The organism is Peribacillus sp. P4_D6, assembly GCF_056401795.1.
In genome coordinates this window covers 1-15,898 of the sequence record NZ_JBFUIQ010000089.1, presented here as the reverse complement: position 1 = coordinate 15,898, position 15,898 = coordinate 1, and the positions used below count along the sequence as shown (strand labels likewise).

At 40.5% G+C, this 15,898-nt stretch carries 19 protein-coding genes; 17 read left to right on the top strand and 2 right to left on the bottom strand.

All coding sequences use genetic code 11. The features are described from left to right. The coding region (locus AC1DVB_RS19925; RefSeq protein ID WP_477590615.1) for a pyruvate carboxylase at positions 1–2,012 on the top strand (2,012 nt) is incomplete at its 5' end. Between the two features lie 182 nt (positions 2,013–2,194). Here the strand turns inward: AC1DVB_RS19925 and AC1DVB_RS19920 are convergent. Then, positions 2,195–3,181, bottom strand: coding sequence for a COX15/CtaA family protein (locus tag AC1DVB_RS19920; protein WP_034313992.1), 987 nt, complete (start codon positions 3,179–3,181; stop codon positions 2,195–2,197). Positions 3,182–3,781: 600 nt separating this feature from the next. On the opposite strand from AC1DVB_RS19920, the gene cyoE reads away from it, so the two are divergent. The 7 genes from cyoE to AC1DVB_RS19885 all read left to right on the top strand — a co-directional run bounded on the left by cyoE (position 3,782) and on the right by AC1DVB_RS19885 (position 10,634). Beyond that, the gene (gene cyoE / locus AC1DVB_RS19915; RefSeq protein ID WP_034313989.1) at positions 3,782–4,720 is read left to right on the top strand and encodes a heme o synthase; all 939 of its coding nucleotides are present in this window, start codon (positions 3,782–3,784) and stop codon (positions 4,718–4,720) included. Positions 4,721–4,973: 253 nt separating this feature from the next. Continuing rightward, the gene (gene coxB / locus AC1DVB_RS19910; RefSeq protein WP_057278462.1) at positions 4,974–6,056 is read left to right on the top strand and encodes a cytochrome c oxidase subunit II; all 1,083 of its coding nucleotides are present in this window, start codon (positions 4,974–4,976) and stop codon (positions 6,054–6,056) included. Positions 6,057–6,080: 24 nt separating this feature from the next. Further along, a complete protein-coding gene (gene ctaD / locus AC1DVB_RS19905) occupies positions 6,081–7,952 on the top strand; it encodes a cytochrome c oxidase subunit I (RefSeq protein ID WP_057278461.1) in 1,872 nt (623 codons plus the stop codon). After that, positions 7,952–8,581 (top strand): cytochrome (ubi)quinol oxidase subunit III, encoded by a 630-nt coding sequence (locus AC1DVB_RS19900; protein WP_034313980.1) that lies wholly within the window; start codon positions 7,952–7,954, stop codon positions 8,579–8,581. Before ctaD ends, AC1DVB_RS19900 begins: the two co-directional genes overlap by 1 nt. A gap of 3 nt (positions 8,582–8,584) precedes the next feature. Next, positions 8,585–8,920, top strand: a complete 336-nt coding sequence (gene ctaF, locus AC1DVB_RS19895; RefSeq protein WP_034313978.1) for a cytochrome c oxidase subunit IVB — start codon at positions 8,585–8,587, stop codon at positions 8,918–8,920. A 142-nt stretch (positions 8,921–9,062) separates the two neighbouring features. Next, positions 9,063–9,965 carry a cytochrome c oxidase assembly factor CtaG gene (gene ctaG / locus AC1DVB_RS19890; protein WP_057278460.1) on the top strand — a complete coding sequence of 301 codons (903 nt, stop codon included), beginning with the start codon at positions 9,063–9,065 and terminating at the stop codon, positions 9,963–9,965. Between the two features lie 207 nt (positions 9,966–10,172). Continuing rightward, positions 10,173–10,634 (top strand): DUF420 domain-containing protein, encoded by a 462-nt coding sequence (locus AC1DVB_RS19885; RefSeq protein WP_057278459.1) that lies wholly within the window; start codon positions 10,173–10,175, stop codon positions 10,632–10,634. Positions 10,635–10,744: 110 nt separating this feature from the next. Here the strand turns inward: AC1DVB_RS19885 and AC1DVB_RS19880 are convergent, their stop codons facing one another. After that, positions 10,745–11,107: a YugN family protein gene (locus AC1DVB_RS19880; protein WP_034313973.1), complete on the bottom strand. Its 363-nt coding sequence runs from the start codon at positions 11,105–11,107 to the stop codon at positions 10,745–10,747. A gap of 345 nt (positions 11,108–11,452) precedes the next feature. On the opposite strand from AC1DVB_RS19880, the gene AC1DVB_RS19875 reads away from it, so the two are divergent. The 9 genes from AC1DVB_RS19875 to AC1DVB_RS19835 all read left to right on the top strand — a co-directional run. After that, complete coding sequence (locus tag AC1DVB_RS19875) at positions 11,453–12,487, top strand: CAP domain-containing protein (protein ID WP_235568391.1); 1,035 nt, start codon at positions 11,453–11,455, stop codon at positions 12,485–12,487. A 296-nt stretch (positions 12,488–12,783) separates the two neighbouring features. Continuing rightward, on the top strand, positions 12,784–12,954 hold the full coding sequence (locus tag AC1DVB_RS19870) for a transposase (protein ID WP_477590610.1): 171 nt from the start codon (positions 12,784–12,786) through the stop codon (positions 12,952–12,954). A gap of 40 nt (positions 12,955–12,994) precedes the next feature. Next, a complete protein-coding gene (locus AC1DVB_RS19865; protein WP_477590608.1) occupies positions 12,995–13,339 on the top strand; it encodes a transposase in 345 nt (114 codons plus the stop codon). Positions 13,340–13,436: 97 nt separating this feature from the next. After that, complete coding sequence (locus tag AC1DVB_RS19860; protein ID WP_477590606.1) at positions 13,437–13,781, top strand: transposase; 345 nt, start codon at positions 13,437–13,439, stop codon at positions 13,779–13,781. Between the two features lie 64 nt (positions 13,782–13,845). Next, on the top strand, positions 13,846–14,106 hold the full coding sequence (locus tag AC1DVB_RS19855) for a transposase (protein WP_477590604.1): 261 nt from the start codon (positions 13,846–13,848) through the stop codon (positions 14,104–14,106). A gap of 373 nt (positions 14,107–14,479) precedes the next feature. Then, complete coding sequence (locus AC1DVB_RS19850) at positions 14,480–14,911, top strand: YlbD family protein (protein ID WP_034313961.1); 432 nt, start codon at positions 14,480–14,482, stop codon at positions 14,909–14,911. Between the two features lie 12 nt (positions 14,912–14,923). Beyond that, complete coding sequence (locus AC1DVB_RS19845; RefSeq protein ID WP_034313959.1) at positions 14,924–15,166, top strand: YlbE-like family protein; 243 nt, start codon at positions 14,924–14,926, stop codon at positions 15,164–15,166. Between the two features lie 60 nt (positions 15,167–15,226). Continuing rightward, complete coding sequence (locus tag AC1DVB_RS19840; protein WP_057278458.1) at positions 15,227–15,652, top strand: hypothetical protein; 426 nt, start codon at positions 15,227–15,229, stop codon at positions 15,650–15,652. A gap of 60 nt (positions 15,653–15,712) precedes the next feature. Then, positions 15,713–15,898: YlbF family regulator (locus AC1DVB_RS19835; RefSeq protein WP_477590617.1), on the top strand; the 186-nt coding region annotated here is incomplete at its 3' end.

Sequence of the window (15,898 nt, the reverse complement as noted above, 5' to 3'; positions counted from 1 at the left end):
ATGTGACCGTGAATGGATTCCCGGGAGTCGAGAAAAAGAAAAAACCTGTTTTTGATCCAGCACCGATTCCTAATGTTGGTGGCTTGCCGCTTATCTCGGGTACAAAAAATATACTTGAAGAGCAGGGAGCAGAGGGACTGGTCAATTGGATCAAAGAACAGAAAGAGGTATTGATCACCGATACGACTTTCCGTGATGCACATCAATCTTTACTGGCGACGAGAATCAGGTCGAAAGATATCCTTGATATCGCAGAACCTACAGCAAAACTGCTTCCTGATTTATTTTCAATGGAAATGTGGGGCGGGGCAACTTTCGATGTCGCCTATCGTTTCTTGAAAGAAGATCCGTGGGACAGGCTGTTAAGTTTCAGGAAAAAAGCACCGAATGTCCTATTACAAATGCTTTTAAGGGCTTCAAATGCAGTTGGTTATAAGAATTATCCTGATAATGTCATTCGTGAATTCGTAGAGAAATCAGCGGATGCAGGCGTTGATGTTTTCCGTATCTTCGATAGTTTAAACTGGGTTAAAGGGATGGAATTGGCTATTGATGCAGTCCGTCAATCCGGCAAAATTGCAGAAGCTGCCATTTGTTATACAGGGGACTTGAATGATCCAACACGCAGCAAGTATAATATCGACTACTATAAAAATATGGCGGTGGAATTGGAACAAGCCGGTGCCCATATTTTAGCGATCAAGGATATGGCCGGGCTCTTGAAGCCTGATGCTGCTTACCGCCTTGTCTCGGAACTGAAAGAATCGACATCCCTTCCGATTCATTTGCATACTCATGATACAAGCGGAAATGGCATTTACATGTATTCTAAAGCGATTGAAGCCGGTGTGGATATCGTTGATACGGCGATTGGTTCTTTAGCTGGACTGACTTCGCAGCCAAGTGTACAAACCCTTCATTATGCATTGGAGGGTTCAAGCAGACAGCCTAAGTTGGAAGTCGATTCACTAGAGCGTTTAGGAGAATACTGGGGTGAGGTCAGGAAATTCTATCATGACTTCGAAAGCGGAATGAATGCACCTCATACCGAGGTTTACAAACACGAAATGCCGGGCGGTCAATATAGTAATCTGCAGCAGCAAGCCAAAGCAGTTGGGCTGGGGGACCGCTGGCATGAAGTGAAAGAGATGTATCAGCGCGTCAATGTAATGTTCGGCGATATCGTTAAAGTGACTCCTTCATCCAAAGTTGTTGGGGACATGGCTTTATTCATGGTTCAAAATAACCTGTCTGAAGAGGATGTTCTGACAAAAGGTAAATCCATCGATTTCCCTGATTCAGTCATAGAGTTATTCGAAGGCTATCTAGGTCAGCCAGTTGGGGGATTCCCTAAAGAGCTTCAGGAAGTTATCCTGAAAGGGAAGAAACCTATAACAGTAAGACCGGGTGAGTTATTGGAAGAAGTGGACTTTGCAGCACTTAAAGAAGAATTATTCAAGGAATTGGGACGGGCAGTCACTGATTTCGATGTGCTTGCATATGCCCTATATCCAAAAGTATTCCTGGACTACAATAAAACGATTGAGCTGTTTGGAGATGTTTCCAACCTCGATACCGCGACTTTCTTATATGGTATGAGGCTAGGGGAAGAAATCGAAGTTGAAATCGAAAAGGGTAAAACGCTTATCGTAAAATTGGTTTCAATCGGCCAGCCATTGGCTGATGGAACACGGGTTGTGTATTTTGAGTTGAATGGTCAATCACGTGAAGTGATCATCAAGGATGAAAACATTAAATCTTCCGTTGTATCAAAAGTAAAAGCTGATCCAAAAAATAAAGAACAAATCGGTGCGACAATGCCAGGTACGGTAATTCGTGTAGTGGTCGAGAAAGGAGATCAGGTCAAGCAGGGTGATCACCTGATCATTACGGAAGCGATGAAAATGGAAACCACCGTGCAAGCACCATTCTCCGGGACCATCAAAGATATTTATGTAAAAGATGGAGAAGCGATCAGTACTGGGGACTTATTGATTGAAATAACTAAGTAATATCGCTGACTGTGACCTTCTGAATGATTTAGGGTATATGGGGTATGCTTGAGGTTTCAAGCTGCCCTACACCCTCTTTCAAGGCAATCCACGGTATCTTAAGACAAAACAAGAACCACCATTCCCCRGGGAATGGTGGTTCTTGTTTTGTCTTATTATATTATTGATTGAACAATCAGAAATTAACGGGCGGGTACTGTTGGTGTTATGTCCTTTTCATCCTGTCCTTTGACTGTGTGCGTGGAGTTTCTTTTTTGCTTGGCCAGTGCATTTTTTTTGCTTCTTGATGTCAATAGCATCAAATAGCTCATTACACCAAAAAAGCAGGCAATGAATAATGCGTGTGTCAATGCGATATATAAGTTTTGCCTTGAGAAAATGATGAAGGCTCCAGCGGTAACCTGTAAAAATACGAGAATGAATGCAGCCATCCAACCGCCATATAACACTTTTTGATTTTTGTAATGTTTTTTTGCGATATAAGCCACATACGATACCCAAATGAAAATGGCGCCTGCGATTGCACGGTGTCCCATCTGAATCCATTCATAAAGGTTAGAGGGGAGCGCAAGGCTGTCATTTACACATAAAGGCCAATCCTTACATATAAGACTTGATTCTGTATGCCTTACAAGAGCACCTGTATATACGACTACGAGACAAAAAATCAATACGCCAATGATATGGAATTTCATTCGTTTGTCAACTATAAGTTTTTCGGCTTCGAACTTCTTGTCTACTTCAAAAATCAACAATGTCAGTAAAAAGACGGCAGCAAAGGAAATGAGCGATATGCCGAAATGAAGGGCAAGGACAAAATCGGATTGTGACCAAATGACGGCAGCGGCCCCGATTAACCCTTGTAGTAACAGAAAACCAAAAGAAAGGACGGATAAGAAACGTGCTTCACGGATATGGCCGATTTTTTTCCAAGACATATACGATAAAATTAAAACCAAGAATCCTCCAGCACCTGAAACGAGACGATGGGAAAGTTCAATGACCAATTCAATCGTGATTTTGTCCGGGATCAATTGGCCATTGCACAATGGCCAGGACCTGCCGCATCCCATGCCGGAATCCGTCTTCGTGACTAAAGCGCCGCCAAGTAAGATGAAAAGCATTACAATCGTTGTTAAAACAGCAAACCATTTAAGAGACGATTTCACTAGTAGTCCCACCTTTTTCTCTGTAGCAAATTAGGTTTGTTCCATAAAAATAATAATAGCATAAGATTTTTCATAATATTTGTCGAACTTCCTCGATATTACACAAAATAGAATGATTTTACAAGTTCAGTTAATGTTATAACTATTAATTAAAATGCCTGAAATAGTTGAAAGTTACAAAAGACTTTGATAGAAATAAAGGGAGTGTAAACCTTCAAGTAGGAGCAAAATAGGGAATAAGCCTAGGGGATGATGATAATAGCATACTATTCATGTTCTTGATGAACATCTTACAAGAGCAGTAAATTATTGAGACACAAATTGGTCAAAAATATCCGAAAAATTTTCACAAAAGCTTCCAAAAATGTGTTTTAATATATTGAAGAAATGATTTTACTAAATTTTACTGTTATTAAGCATGATATTAAGAATGATAGCTCTCGATGGATTCCATTGACGACAGTCATTGGTAAATAATTTACTTTTTGTTTACGCTTCCTTGGTTACAAATATCAAAAAGTATGAAATAATGTTCTATAGCATATGTAAGTATTTTTTTGCATTTGCGTCTGTGCTGAATGATTTAAAGGAGGAAAACAAATGTCAGAAACAAGGGGTTTGTCAGAAGCTGTCATGGAGGACAGTAAAGCCGCCCTTCAATCGGATATACCTGAAACAACAGCTTGGAAGGATTTTCTCGCACTTATAAAAGTGGGGATCGTCAATTCAAATATAATTACAGCTTTTACCGGCGTGTGGTTAGCTCTTCATTTTTCGGGGCTTAGCTTCTTAAGCAATCTAGATGTAGTGTTTTATACACTTGCTGGTTCGGCGCTCATAATGGCGGGATCTTGCAGTTTCAATAATTATTATGACCGTGATATCGATCATTTAATGGAAAGAACGAAAAACCGTCCAACGGTAACGGGGAAAGTACAGCCTTCAAAGGTATTGGCGTTAAGTTTCGGCTTAATTGCTGCAGGGCTGATTTTACTTGCATTGACTAATATGACAACTGCCATACTGGGAGCATTCGGCGTCTTCGCCTATGTTGTTTTATATACTATGGTTTTCAAACGTAGATTTGTCTCGAATACGATAATAGGCAGTATATCCGGAGCGGTGCCTCCGCTTATCGGGTGGGCTGCGGTCGACCCGGGCCTTGATAAGATCGCCTGGGTCCTGTTCGCGATCATGTTCTTGTGGCAGCCTCCTCATTTTTATGCACTTGCAATGAGGCGTGTCGAAGAATATCGTGCAGCTGGAGTACCTATGCTTCCGGTCGTAAAAGGGTTCAAGGCTGCAAAAAGATCGATTATGCTGTGGATCATCTGTTTAATGTTCATTCCTTTCTTTTTAACTCCATTAGGAACACCGCTAGTTATTCTTGCTGCATTATTGAGCACAGGTTGGCTTATTTTGGGAATTAAGGGGTATAAAAAGAAAGACGATGTTAAATGGGCAACATCCATGTTTGTATATTCTCTAAATTATATGACCATTTTATTTGTAGCGATGGTTATTGTCACACTGATCTAGATTTGGTTTAAATAAACTGGCGGCCTGTTCTTTTACAGGCTCCAGTTTACTGATAAATAAAGCACTTACCGCCATTCATACATATTAACGGAACCAACAGGGGCATACATAAGAGCGGTTACATGGATCAACTTAATAATTCCTTAGATTAGGGATTCTTTCTTTTTAGAAATTGACATAGAGAGAATATTCGCAATTGCGCCCATTTTTATTTTTGTGAGAAAATTTTGACGAAAGAGGGGTTTCTGAAGCTATGAAAAAAAGGCTGCACAAATGGCGCCTAATTGCTCTGCTGGGAATTGTAGGACTTGTCCTTTCGGGCTGCGGCGAACCATTTCTATCCGCACTGAAGCCAGCTGGCGATGTTGCGCAATCTCAGTATGACTTACTGATATTGAGTACACTAATCATGGTACTGGTTATTATTGTTGTGATTATTTTGTTTGTTGTAGTTATACTACGCTTCCGTCGGAAGGAAGGCGACGAAACAATACCGAAACAAATTGAAGGAAGTCATAAACTCGAAATTATCTGGACTGTTATTCCTATCCTTCTTTTAATTGTTCTGGCTGTTCCAACCGTCGTCACGACTTTTGACTTAGCCGACACAAAGGCAATGGATAAGAAAGATAAGGATGGAAAGACGAAGGATGCACTTGTCGTGAATGTTAGGGCAAACCTTTATTGGTGGGAGTTTGAATATCCAGACCTTGGCGTCGTAACAAGTCAGGATTTGGTTGTGCCGACAGATCGAAAAGTGTACTTCAATCTAACTGCTTCAGATGTTAAGCACTCATTCTGGGTACCGTCTGTCGGAGGGAAGATGGATACAAATACAGAAGGGGTCAATCAGTTTTTCTTAGAATTCGATGGTGAAAAGGCAGAAGATTCGAACAACGTATTCTACGGAAAATGTGCTGAGCTTTGCGGTCCTTCACATGCTTTGATGGATTTTAAGGTCATAACGAAGTCTAAAAGTGATTTTGAAGCATGGACTAAAGATATGAAAGCCTCGAAGGAACCTGTCGTTGAAGGCGATCTGGCCAAACAGGGTGAAGCTGTCTTTAATCAAAGTTGTATAGGCTGCCATGCGGTGACGCCGAATGACAGCAGGCCTGAAGCTGCTCGTCAGGCTCCGAATCTGGCTACATTCGGTGAGCGTGAAAAAGTTGCTGGCGTATTGGATCATACGGAAGAGAATGTGAAGAAATGGATCAAGGATCCTGAGAAGTATAAACCGGGCAACACGATGACCGGTACTTACGGTGAACTTTCGGATTCAGATATTAATGCACTGGCAGCTTATCTATTAGAGCTTAAGGTGGAAGACAAATAGAACATTGATTAAGGAGGTTAAATCGTGAGTACCTACGCTAATAAAAAAGGATTTGGCGCTACGCTTTGGGATTATCTGACGACGGTAGACCATAAGAAAATCGCCATTCTATATCTTATCTCTGGCGGGTTATTCTTTGTAATCGGCGGTTTGGAAGCGATGTTTATCCGTATCCAGCTTGCAATCCCAAATAATGACTTCGTTAGTGCCGGATTTTATAATGAAATTTTGACCATGCACGGTACGACAATGATATTCCTGGCGGCCATGCCATTGGTATTTGCTGTTATGAATGCGGTTGTGCCATTACAGATAGGGGCACGTGATGTTGCGTTCCCATTTTTGAACTCATTAGGTTTTTGGCTGTTTTTCTTTGGGGGAGTCTTTTTAAATCTTTCCTGGTTTTTAGGGGGGGCTCCCGATGCAGGCTGGACATCGTATGCATCACTATCCCTTCACTCCGAAGGCCATGGCATTGATTTTTACGTCCTTGGACTACAAATATCAGGTTTTGGAACACTAATGGCAGGAATCAATTTCCTAGTAACCATCATTAATATGCGTGCGCCAGGTATGACATATATGCGTATGCCGCTGTTTACCTGGTCAACTTTCGTTGTTTCTGCATTGATATTATTCGCTTTTCCTCCGCTTACCGTGGGATTGGTGTTAATGATGTTCGATCGGATGTTTGGTGCAAATTTCTTTGATGTAGCGGCAGGGGGAAATACGATCATTTGGGAGCATTTATTCTGGATATTCGGTCACCCGGAAGTATATATCTTGATTCTTCCAGCGTTCGGTATTTTTTCTGAAATTTTCGCTACCTTCTCCAGAAAAAGATTGTTTGGTTATTCATCGATGGTATTTGCAACCGTTTTAATCGGTTTCTTAGGTTTCATGGTTTGGGCGCACCATATGTTTACCACTGGTCTAGGTCCGATCGCAAATGCAATCTTTGCCGTGGCGACCATGGCTATCGCTGTACCGACAGGTATAAAGATATTCAACTGGATTTTTACGATGTGGGGAGGAAGCGTCAAGTTCACGGTTCCGATGCTTTATGCAGTTGCCTTTATTCCTACATTTACAATGGGCGGCGTGACTGGTATCATGCTCGCATCTGCACCTGCTGATTATCAATACCATGATAGTTATTTCGTTGTTGCCCATTTCCACTATGTAATCGTCGGTGGGGTTGTATTAGGTTTATTGGCAGGGATCAATTTCTATTGGCCGAAGATGTTTGGAACAATGTTAAGCGAAAAATTGGGGCAAATCACATTTTGGACGTTCTTGATTGGTTTCCATTTAACATTCTTCATTCAACATTTCTTAGGTTTGATGGGGATGCCTCGTCGCGTATTTACATTCTTGGACAATCAAGGCTTTAATACAGGTAATATGATTAGTACTGTGGGAGCCTTTTTGATGGCATTTGGTGTCTTGGTTATGGTCATCAATATCATCATTACATCTGTGAAGAATGAAAAGGTCGGCAATGATCCTTGGGGAGATGGCCGTACGCTAGAATGGGCCATTCCATCACCACCGCCTTTTTATAATTTTAAACAACTGCCGTTAGTCCGCGGATTAGATCCTTACTGGGTTGAAAAAATGGAAGGGAAAAAGGAAATGACTCCTGCAGAACCACTTGGGGATATCCATATGCCAAATTCATCTATTCTTCCATTAACGATTGCTTCAGGTTTATTTATCGCTGCATTCGGTGCTTTATACCATATGGATGATAAGACATGGACCCTGCCTATAATGATAGTAGGACTTTTGGTGACATTTGGTTCAATGTTTATTCGTTCAGTTAAAGACGATCATGGATACCATATTCATAAAGCAGATCTTATGGACGATAAAGACAAGGGAGGTAAGGCATAATGCAAACAGATGAAAGATTCACGGATGCCACTTGGCCTGCTTCTCCCGAGAAAGCGACTTTAGAAGGTAAAAATAAGTATTTAGGTTTCTGGTTGTTTCTTGGTGGAGAGACTGTTTTATTCGCCTCACTATTTGCAACTTACCTAGCATTGAAGGATAAAGTTCCAAATGGTGATGCAGCCTTAGCTAAAGATTTATTCGAATTACCACTTACTTTTGTAGCAACCATGCTGTTACTGACCAGTTCATTGACCAGTGTGTATGCAATGTACCATATGAAAAATAACCACTTTAAACAAATGCAAGCTTGGCTTGTGATTACGGTTGCACTTGGTTTTGGTTTTCTTGGACTCGAGATTTATGAATTTAATCACTATGTTCATGAATTCCATCATACCTTTACGAGCAGTGCCTTCGGCTCCGCGTTTTATACGTTAGTTGGTTTTCATGGAGGACACGTTGCTTTCGGTTTGGTTTGGATAATATCTCTTATGGTTCGTAATGCAGGAAGGGGCTTGAATTTGTATAACGCTCCTAAATTTTTTGTTGCGAGTCTATATTGGCATTTCATTGACGTAGTCTGGGTATTTATCTTTACTGTCGTATACTTAATGGGAATGGTGGGATAACTGATGGCGAATGAACAATCAAATTCAGCGAACCCGAATGTCGATTTAAAATATCGCCGTAAGAAAAATGCTGAAGAGATGAAACACCAAGTAATATCATTTACACTAATGATTTTCTTTACATTACTTGCTTTTGCTGCAGTAGGAATTGAGGGTTTTTCACATTGGTTCATTAAACCGGTCATTTTGCTGCTGGCAGTTGTACAAGTGATTTTCCAATTGTATTATTTCATGCACATGAAGCATAAAGGGCATGGCACCATTGCATTGTTCTTATTTTCCGGCCTTGCAGTGGGCTTGATAACGGTCCTAGTGTTCCTAACGATTGTTTGGATATAAACCATAAAGAAAATCGGCTATTGAATGATAGCCGGTTTTTCTTTATGTGGTGATTCTCATCCAAGTTTATCTATATTTGTTACAATGTTTCATTTTAGGTATAATGGATAGTAAGAAAAAGTTCATGAACGAGGTGATTTTTTTGTCTATTGATATTTTTGGATTTCGCGCTTTGTGGAGTCCTTATTATTTTGCCGCCCTCGTACTTATTACCGTTGGCTATTTTTGGCTGGTGACAAAAAAAAGGGGGAAGTTTCCGGGCAGCTCACCGCTTTCCGTCAAACAGGCAACTTATTTTTTGATAGCCATGTTCCTTCTTTATGTGGTAAAAGGATCGCCGCTGGATTTATTGAGCCATATCATGTTCAGTGCCCACATGTTTCAAATGGCACTGCTCTATCTCGTGATTCCGCCATTATTTATCATTGCGATTCCAGATTGGCTTATGAGAACACTCATAAATTCAAGGGGAGTGAAGCCGTTATTTCAGTTTTTCACGAGACCTCTTATCGCCCTTTTATTATTTAACGTTCTTTTCTCGTTGTACCATATCCCGTTAGTATTCGACTTTATCAAAACGGGGATGTGGATTCATGCCGGATACACGGTCCTTTTATTTACGACCGCTGTTTTGATGTGGTTCCCGCTTGTCAATCAACTGCCCGAACGTGAAAGTCTATCAGGTGTGAAAAAAGTAGCTTATATATTCGGCAGTGGCATTCTAATGACCCCTGCCTGTGCTTTAATCATATTTGCTAATGATCCGATGTATGATACATTCACCAATGCGGAATCTTGGGCCAGTGCCATGGAACTTTGCGTTCCGGCTTCCGCACTATCCGGTTTAACGCTCAGTGGTCCGGAAATGTTCAATGGACTGCCATTGCTTGAGGATCAACAGCTTGGCGGGGTTCTGATGAAAGTGATTCAAGAAATCGTATTAGGCTATGTATTGGGTGTCATTTTCTTTGCTTGGTTCAAAAAGGAGAATGGCGGCCAAAATGATATCGATCCTATACCTTCGGATTTTCAGACTGCAGAATAATTGTACGATAAAAGACTTGTCTTGGGGCGGACAAGTCTTTTATCTGACTTTACCTGATTTTCGAATTAAAGCAAATAGCCAGTAATTTGACTTGGGTATTCTATAAAAGTGAGCATTCTGTTAATAATCCTTGATTTTATTGAATTTTATGATTGCCTCTTATAAAATGGTAGTTGATTAATAAATATAGAGAGGACTACATTTCATATGTCTTTACCAATCCTTCCAACGATAAGTACAGCCTTCATTGTATTAAGTGCCATCACTGTTGCAATAGGCTGGTATCAAATTAAACAGCGCAAAATCGAGACCCATAAAAAAACCATGATGGCAGCTGCGGTTTTTGCGGTGATCTTTTTCACTATATATCTTTCTCGGACGGTCTTCATTGGTAGTACGTCGTTTGGCGGACCCGATGACATAAAAATTTATTATACGATTTTTTTGATTTTCCATATAACGCTTGCAACAACTGGAGCTGTTTTGGGGATCATCATGCTTACCACTGGGTTTAAAGGTAAATTCGCCATTCATAAAAAAATCGGGCCGGCGACAAGCATCATTTGGTTTTTCACTGGGATTACTGGAGTAGCTGTTTACATCCTGCTTTATGTGATTTATCATGGCGGCGAAACAACATCTTTAATAAAGGCGATCCTAGGATTTTAAAGTGACAAAAAAGCCTGGTGCAAAAAAAGCATCAGGCTTTTGTATTGGATACACAAAAGAGAGCATCACACATGATCCTCTCTCTTTGTACCACTTTTCGCTGACGGCTTTTATAGGCCGTTGAATTGCGTAAGTTCTTCTTTGATTTGAGCGAGGATTTTTTCACTTTGTTTAACTAGTGATGCAGGAAAATCCTCCCCTTCACCATATTCAACTCCGTGTGGATAATAATGTTTTCCTAATAGAGGAACCATTAATTTGATGACGGCCCTGTGAGCGCCAACATCGCCCTCTGTAGCATAGCCAAGTATTCTCAGGTAAAACGTGCCTTCTTTTAATTCGAACTTACGATCGTAACTTACTCTTTCGTAATCCCATTGTTCTGCTCGTATTAAACCATATTGCGGCATTAGGTCATCTAATCGGTTTAAGTCGGCTGTGATGTTTTCGATTCCAAAGCTTTCAAATTTCACGAGTAGTACCTCCTATGTTTACTATTGAGAATTAAAATGACATACCGGGAAAATATTATGTACATGAATATATTAAAAATCTCCAAGTATGTTTATAATATACCATTTTATCCTATATTTTATAATAGTACGAAATGGTGGAAGTTGCAATGAACTCAACCATGGTATTTTAATCATTCACAAAAGTTCCATTTTTAAAATAAATTTAATGAAGGGGCAGTCTAACGTAAATTAGAAAAATATGATTGAACAGTGATATAATCAGGAAAGAAAGGTTTTTGCATTGGATACATAAATTAGATAGAGAGAGGGAGTGTTCCTCTGCGCAGTTTAGGTAAGGTGTTGGTGTTAATCATTATTTTTTTCGTAATCGGTATTTATCTTAATATCGGCGATGAAGATGAAGGGAACCCCCTTATTGATGGTAACAAAGGTGTTAACCCCAATGGACATATAAATGAAAGAAGCACTTCCTCTGAAAAGGAAGGGGTTACTGAAGTGACAGAAGGTCTGGCAGTAACGATCGGGAAAAATGCAAAAGAGATAGAAAGGGAATACGGTAAGCCGGATCGAATTGATTTGTCTGCCTATGGATATGAATGGTGGGTTTATAAAAAGGACTATAATCATTATTTCCAATTAGCCGTTGAAAATGAAAAAGTGGTATCTGCTTATGGAATCGGTGATGAGGTCAATGTCGCTCCTTTTAAAATTGGACAATCGATTGATGCCATCTATTCCAGTTTATATGTGGAACCAACTGTTGATATTGAAGTTGGTCACAGTTCCTATCGTTTTGAATTGTCGGAGGAAGATATGAACATGAGGCCGTTAATTGATTTAGGGAATATTAATGTTCAGCTTTATTTGGATAAGTTCACTGGTACTGTTTCAAGCATCCGATTCTTGAATGATTCCGCCCTATTGAAACAAAAGCCGTATGAGTTGACCTATCATGGTGAACTTGTGACAGTTAAGGACCTTTCAGATGAGGACATGGCGAAAGTGGAAGATGGAAATGAGCAGCAAATATTCGATATTACGAATATCATGCGCAGCAGATTTGATTTGAAGCCTTTAGAATGGGATGCCGCTACTGCGGAGGTTGCTTACCTTCATAGCAGGGAAATGAAGGACACCCCTGAAGGAACCCATGTTTCTGAAACAAAGGGGGATTTGGAAAATCGTCTTGATGCAGGTCATGTGAAATACAGGGCGGCAGGTGAAAATATAGCAGCCCATTATGTGGATGCAGCTGCTGTCATGGAAGGTTGGCTAAATAGCAAAGGACATCGGGATGCTATGCTGAACGAGGAATTTACAGGTCTGGGCGTCGGGGTATATAAAAATTATTACACCCAGAATTTCATAAAGAGATAAAATATGGACCCTTTGGGTCCGTTCAGAATGTAGACAAACTYGATAAAAATCGAGTTTGTCTATTTTTATGGCTTGTACAATTTGGACGTTGATTGGAACGTAGGGCACTCGCTTTCCGCGGGCGGTCGGGGAGCCTCCTCGGCTTTCGCCTGCGGGGTCTCCCCTAGACGCGCTTTTCCCGCAGGAGTCTCGTACCTTCCGTTCCAATCAACTTTGTCTTACCWTTTAGATAGAACACTTTTGCCTGGAGTCATTTTTGTTTTAAAATAGAAGTATTAAAACCTGAGGTGATGAGGATGCTTTCTAAACATGATTCTATTCAGCGAGATCAACTTGAAATGATTACTTTATATCAACTGGTGCSACCGAACCATTTGGTTCGTAAAATGGAGGCTGCCATTGACTTCACTTTCATTTATGACTTGGTGAWAGATATGTATTCAGAGGTAGGACGCCCCAAGTATTGATCCAGTTATTTTAATTAAACTGACTTTCATTCAAAATACCTTGGGTATCGTTCCATGCCGTAAAACGATTGAAGAAGTTGAAACAAATATGGCTTTCCGTTGGTTCTTAGGCTATGGTTTCCATGATAAAGTTACCTCCTACTCCACGTTCGGGAAAAATTATGAGCGACGCTTTAAAGATACAGACCTGTTTGAACAGATTTTCTATCGCATTTTAATGACAGCTGCTAATAAAAAGTTAATAAGTGCTGAACACGTTTTCGTGGATTCCACACATGTGAAAGCCAGTGCGAATAAACGGAAATTTGAAAAGAAAATCGTTCGTAAAGAAACACGAGCGTATCAAKGACGTCTTCAAGAAGAAATCAATCAAGATCAATCGTGAAAACCATGGAAAAAAGCCTTTTCCACCAGATAAATTTGATAAAGAAGAGACCAAAGAGATTAAAGAAAGTACAACGGATTCTGTGAGTGGCTACTATGTGAAAGATGAGCGAACAAAACGGTTTGCCTATTCATTCCACGCGGCCGCAGACCGCAACGGTTTTGTATTGGGAACGATTGTAACACCTGGAAATACACRTGACAGTCAGATCTTAGAGCCACTAGTTGAAMAAGTGATTGAGAAAGTTGGAAAACCGGAAGCCGTTGCCGCAGATGCAGCTTATAAAACACCAGCGATTACAAGCTACCTGTTTAACAAAAAAATCATACCCGCTTTACCTTATACACGTCCTCGTACCAAAGAAGGATTTTTTTCCGCAAAAAGGACTATGTATACGATGAACATTTTGATTGTTACCTTTGCCCTTCGGGAGAGCTATTAAAGTATTCAACAACAAATAAAGAGGGCTATCGCGAGTATAAATCCCCAAAACACATCTGTGCAACATGCTCATTTTTATCTCGGTGTACAGAACCAAAGACTGTCAAAAAGTGGTGACACGGCATATCTGGCAAACACATGTGGAARAAGCAGATCATCTGCGTCATCATCAAGATGTAAAACCTATATATGCAAAGCGTAAAGAAACGATTGGTGTATTCGCAGATGCAAAAGAAAAGCATGGTATGCGTTGGACTACTTTAAGGGGACTTAAAAAATTGTCGATGCAGGCGATGCTTACTTTCGCTGCCATTAATTTAAAGTAGATGGCCAATTGGACATGGCAAGGTCCAAAAATAGCCTAACATAGTGGGCTCGTAGAGCCCCAATCTCTGAACATTAGGGGGAAATTCAAAGGGGATTTCAAAAAGGGGTTCGGAATTTTTTAATTCCGAACCCCTTTTGTCTAAAAACTGAACGGACCCGGTTTGGGTCCGTTTTCTTGTTGTGGATCATATTTTAAAAGGTCCCAACCATTTGCATTCCCCTCGATGAGGATCGTTTGCCAATGGAGGTTTTTACATAACGAACTTGGATTCCGCAGTCACGCCCCATTACGTTAGTAAAGGAATTTATGCACTTTTTATCTACCTTTAGCATATGGTGCAATAGGCGATGTCTAAGTGTGAGGTGAGAGTAATGGCAAAAAGAAAGCGGCCCTCCGTGGATGGATTTCGGGAGTTTGTAAAGGAACATCCTCATTTAGTGAATGAAGTGAGAAGCAAACAAGCAACATGGCAGGAACTTTTTGAAGAGTGGTATTTACTCGGAGAAGATCATCCACGCTGGCAGGCTGACGGCAGTGTGGGTGAGCCCAAAGAGAATACAGGATCTCAATCACCGCCGGTTGAAAAGGGAGACCAAAGCACTGAGTTGATCGGTTCGTTAATGAATGCCGTTAAAAACATGGATATGGGGCAGATTCAACAATATATTACGAATGCCAATCAGGCCATCGGTGCAATCCAAGGAGTGCTATCTGCTTTCCAAGGGAATAAATCAGGTGATACCAGTCCTCCCCCAAAAGAAAAAGAGCAGAGAGCTAACCCTTTTTTATTCACCAAAGATTAAGGAGGGTTTTTCATGCGCCAGAATATATATGAATTCATTCAAACAAACGAAGATATGCGAAATTATTTGAGGGTTCAGCCTGCATGGTACAAAAGATTAATGCGTAATCCACATGAAGTGGATGTGTTTGAAACCGAAGCTAAATATTATTTTGAGAAGTCGATTCCACATCGGGTCTCTAAATTTTCGGAAAGCGTTCAGGTTGCCTCAATGATGCTTCATATGTTTCAAGCAATGAATGCTCCAAGTGAATGAAGAAAGTAAGAGTAAATTACTCCTTTTGGCGAACAATAAAGGYAAAAGGGGGACGATGGAATGAGAAAGTTGATATTGGCTCTAACAGTGTTGATGGCAGCGACGGGTTGTGGCAAGAAAATACCTGAACCTGAAAACTCAGGAGTAGCCATACAAGGTGTTTCTACACTAGAGGCTGCCACCACTGTATCGAGCATCCAAAACTCAGATGAGGACTTTCGGGTAAAAACATTTGTAAAAGGCAACTCCGTCTATGTTGAGTGCTACTTGAAAAACTATGGTTTTTCTGAATCAAATCCTGAACAATTGGCAACTGTGTCCGTATTTATTGATAATCAAAAGAAAGTCGATATGAAAACGGCAGCATTTATCGTAAAGGATGTCCCGAATGGCATGCATAAAATAAAGCTGGAGATTTTGAACGGTGCAGGTGAAAAAACAGGGCTGCAAAAAGAGCTTGAGGTACATATCACTTCCTCGATTTAATCAAACCATTAGCATCTAAAAGGGAGAAATGGTAAAATGGTTGTGGAGGTGAGCTTGTTAATGCTTGCTACTATGGAAATCATCGACATTTTACATCAGGCTGATGGATTAGCTGAAATGATCCTTCATTCTGAAATAGGAGAAGAATATCTCCTTAGTTTATATAAATTACAAAACGACAAAGAGGCCCAGGGGATTATTTCCAAGTTTACTTCGCTCAAGGATCTATTTGAAGATGTTCAAAGG

Coding starts and splice junctions, on each gene's coding strand:
- cyoE (WP_034313989.1), top strand. CDS start 3,782: ATGTCAGAAACAAGGGGTTTGTCAGAAGCTGTCATGGAGGACAGTAAA.
- coxB (WP_057278462.1), top strand. CDS start 4,974: ATGAAAAAAAGGCTGCACAAATGGCGCCTAATTGCTCTGCTGGGAATT.
- AC1DVB_RS19900 (WP_034313980.1), top strand. CDS start 7,952: ATGCAAACAGATGAAAGATTCACGGATGCCACTTGGCCTGCTTCTCCC.
- ctaF (WP_034313978.1), top strand. CDS start 8,585: ATGGCGAATGAACAATCAAATTCAGCGAACCCGAATGTCGATTTAAAA.
- AC1DVB_RS19885 (WP_057278459.1), top strand. CDS start 10,173: ATGTCTTTACCAATCCTTCCAACGATAAGTACAGCCTTCATTGTATTA.
- AC1DVB_RS19850 (WP_034313961.1), top strand. CDS start 14,480: ATGGCAAAAAGAAAGCGGCCCTCCGTGGATGGATTTCGGGAGTTTGTA.
- AC1DVB_RS19845 (WP_034313959.1), top strand. CDS start 14,924: ATGCGCCAGAATATATATGAATTCATTCAAACAAACGAAGATATGCGA.
- AC1DVB_RS19840 (WP_057278458.1), top strand. CDS start 15,227: ATGAGAAAGTTGATATTGGCTCTAACAGTGTTGATGGCAGCGACGGGT.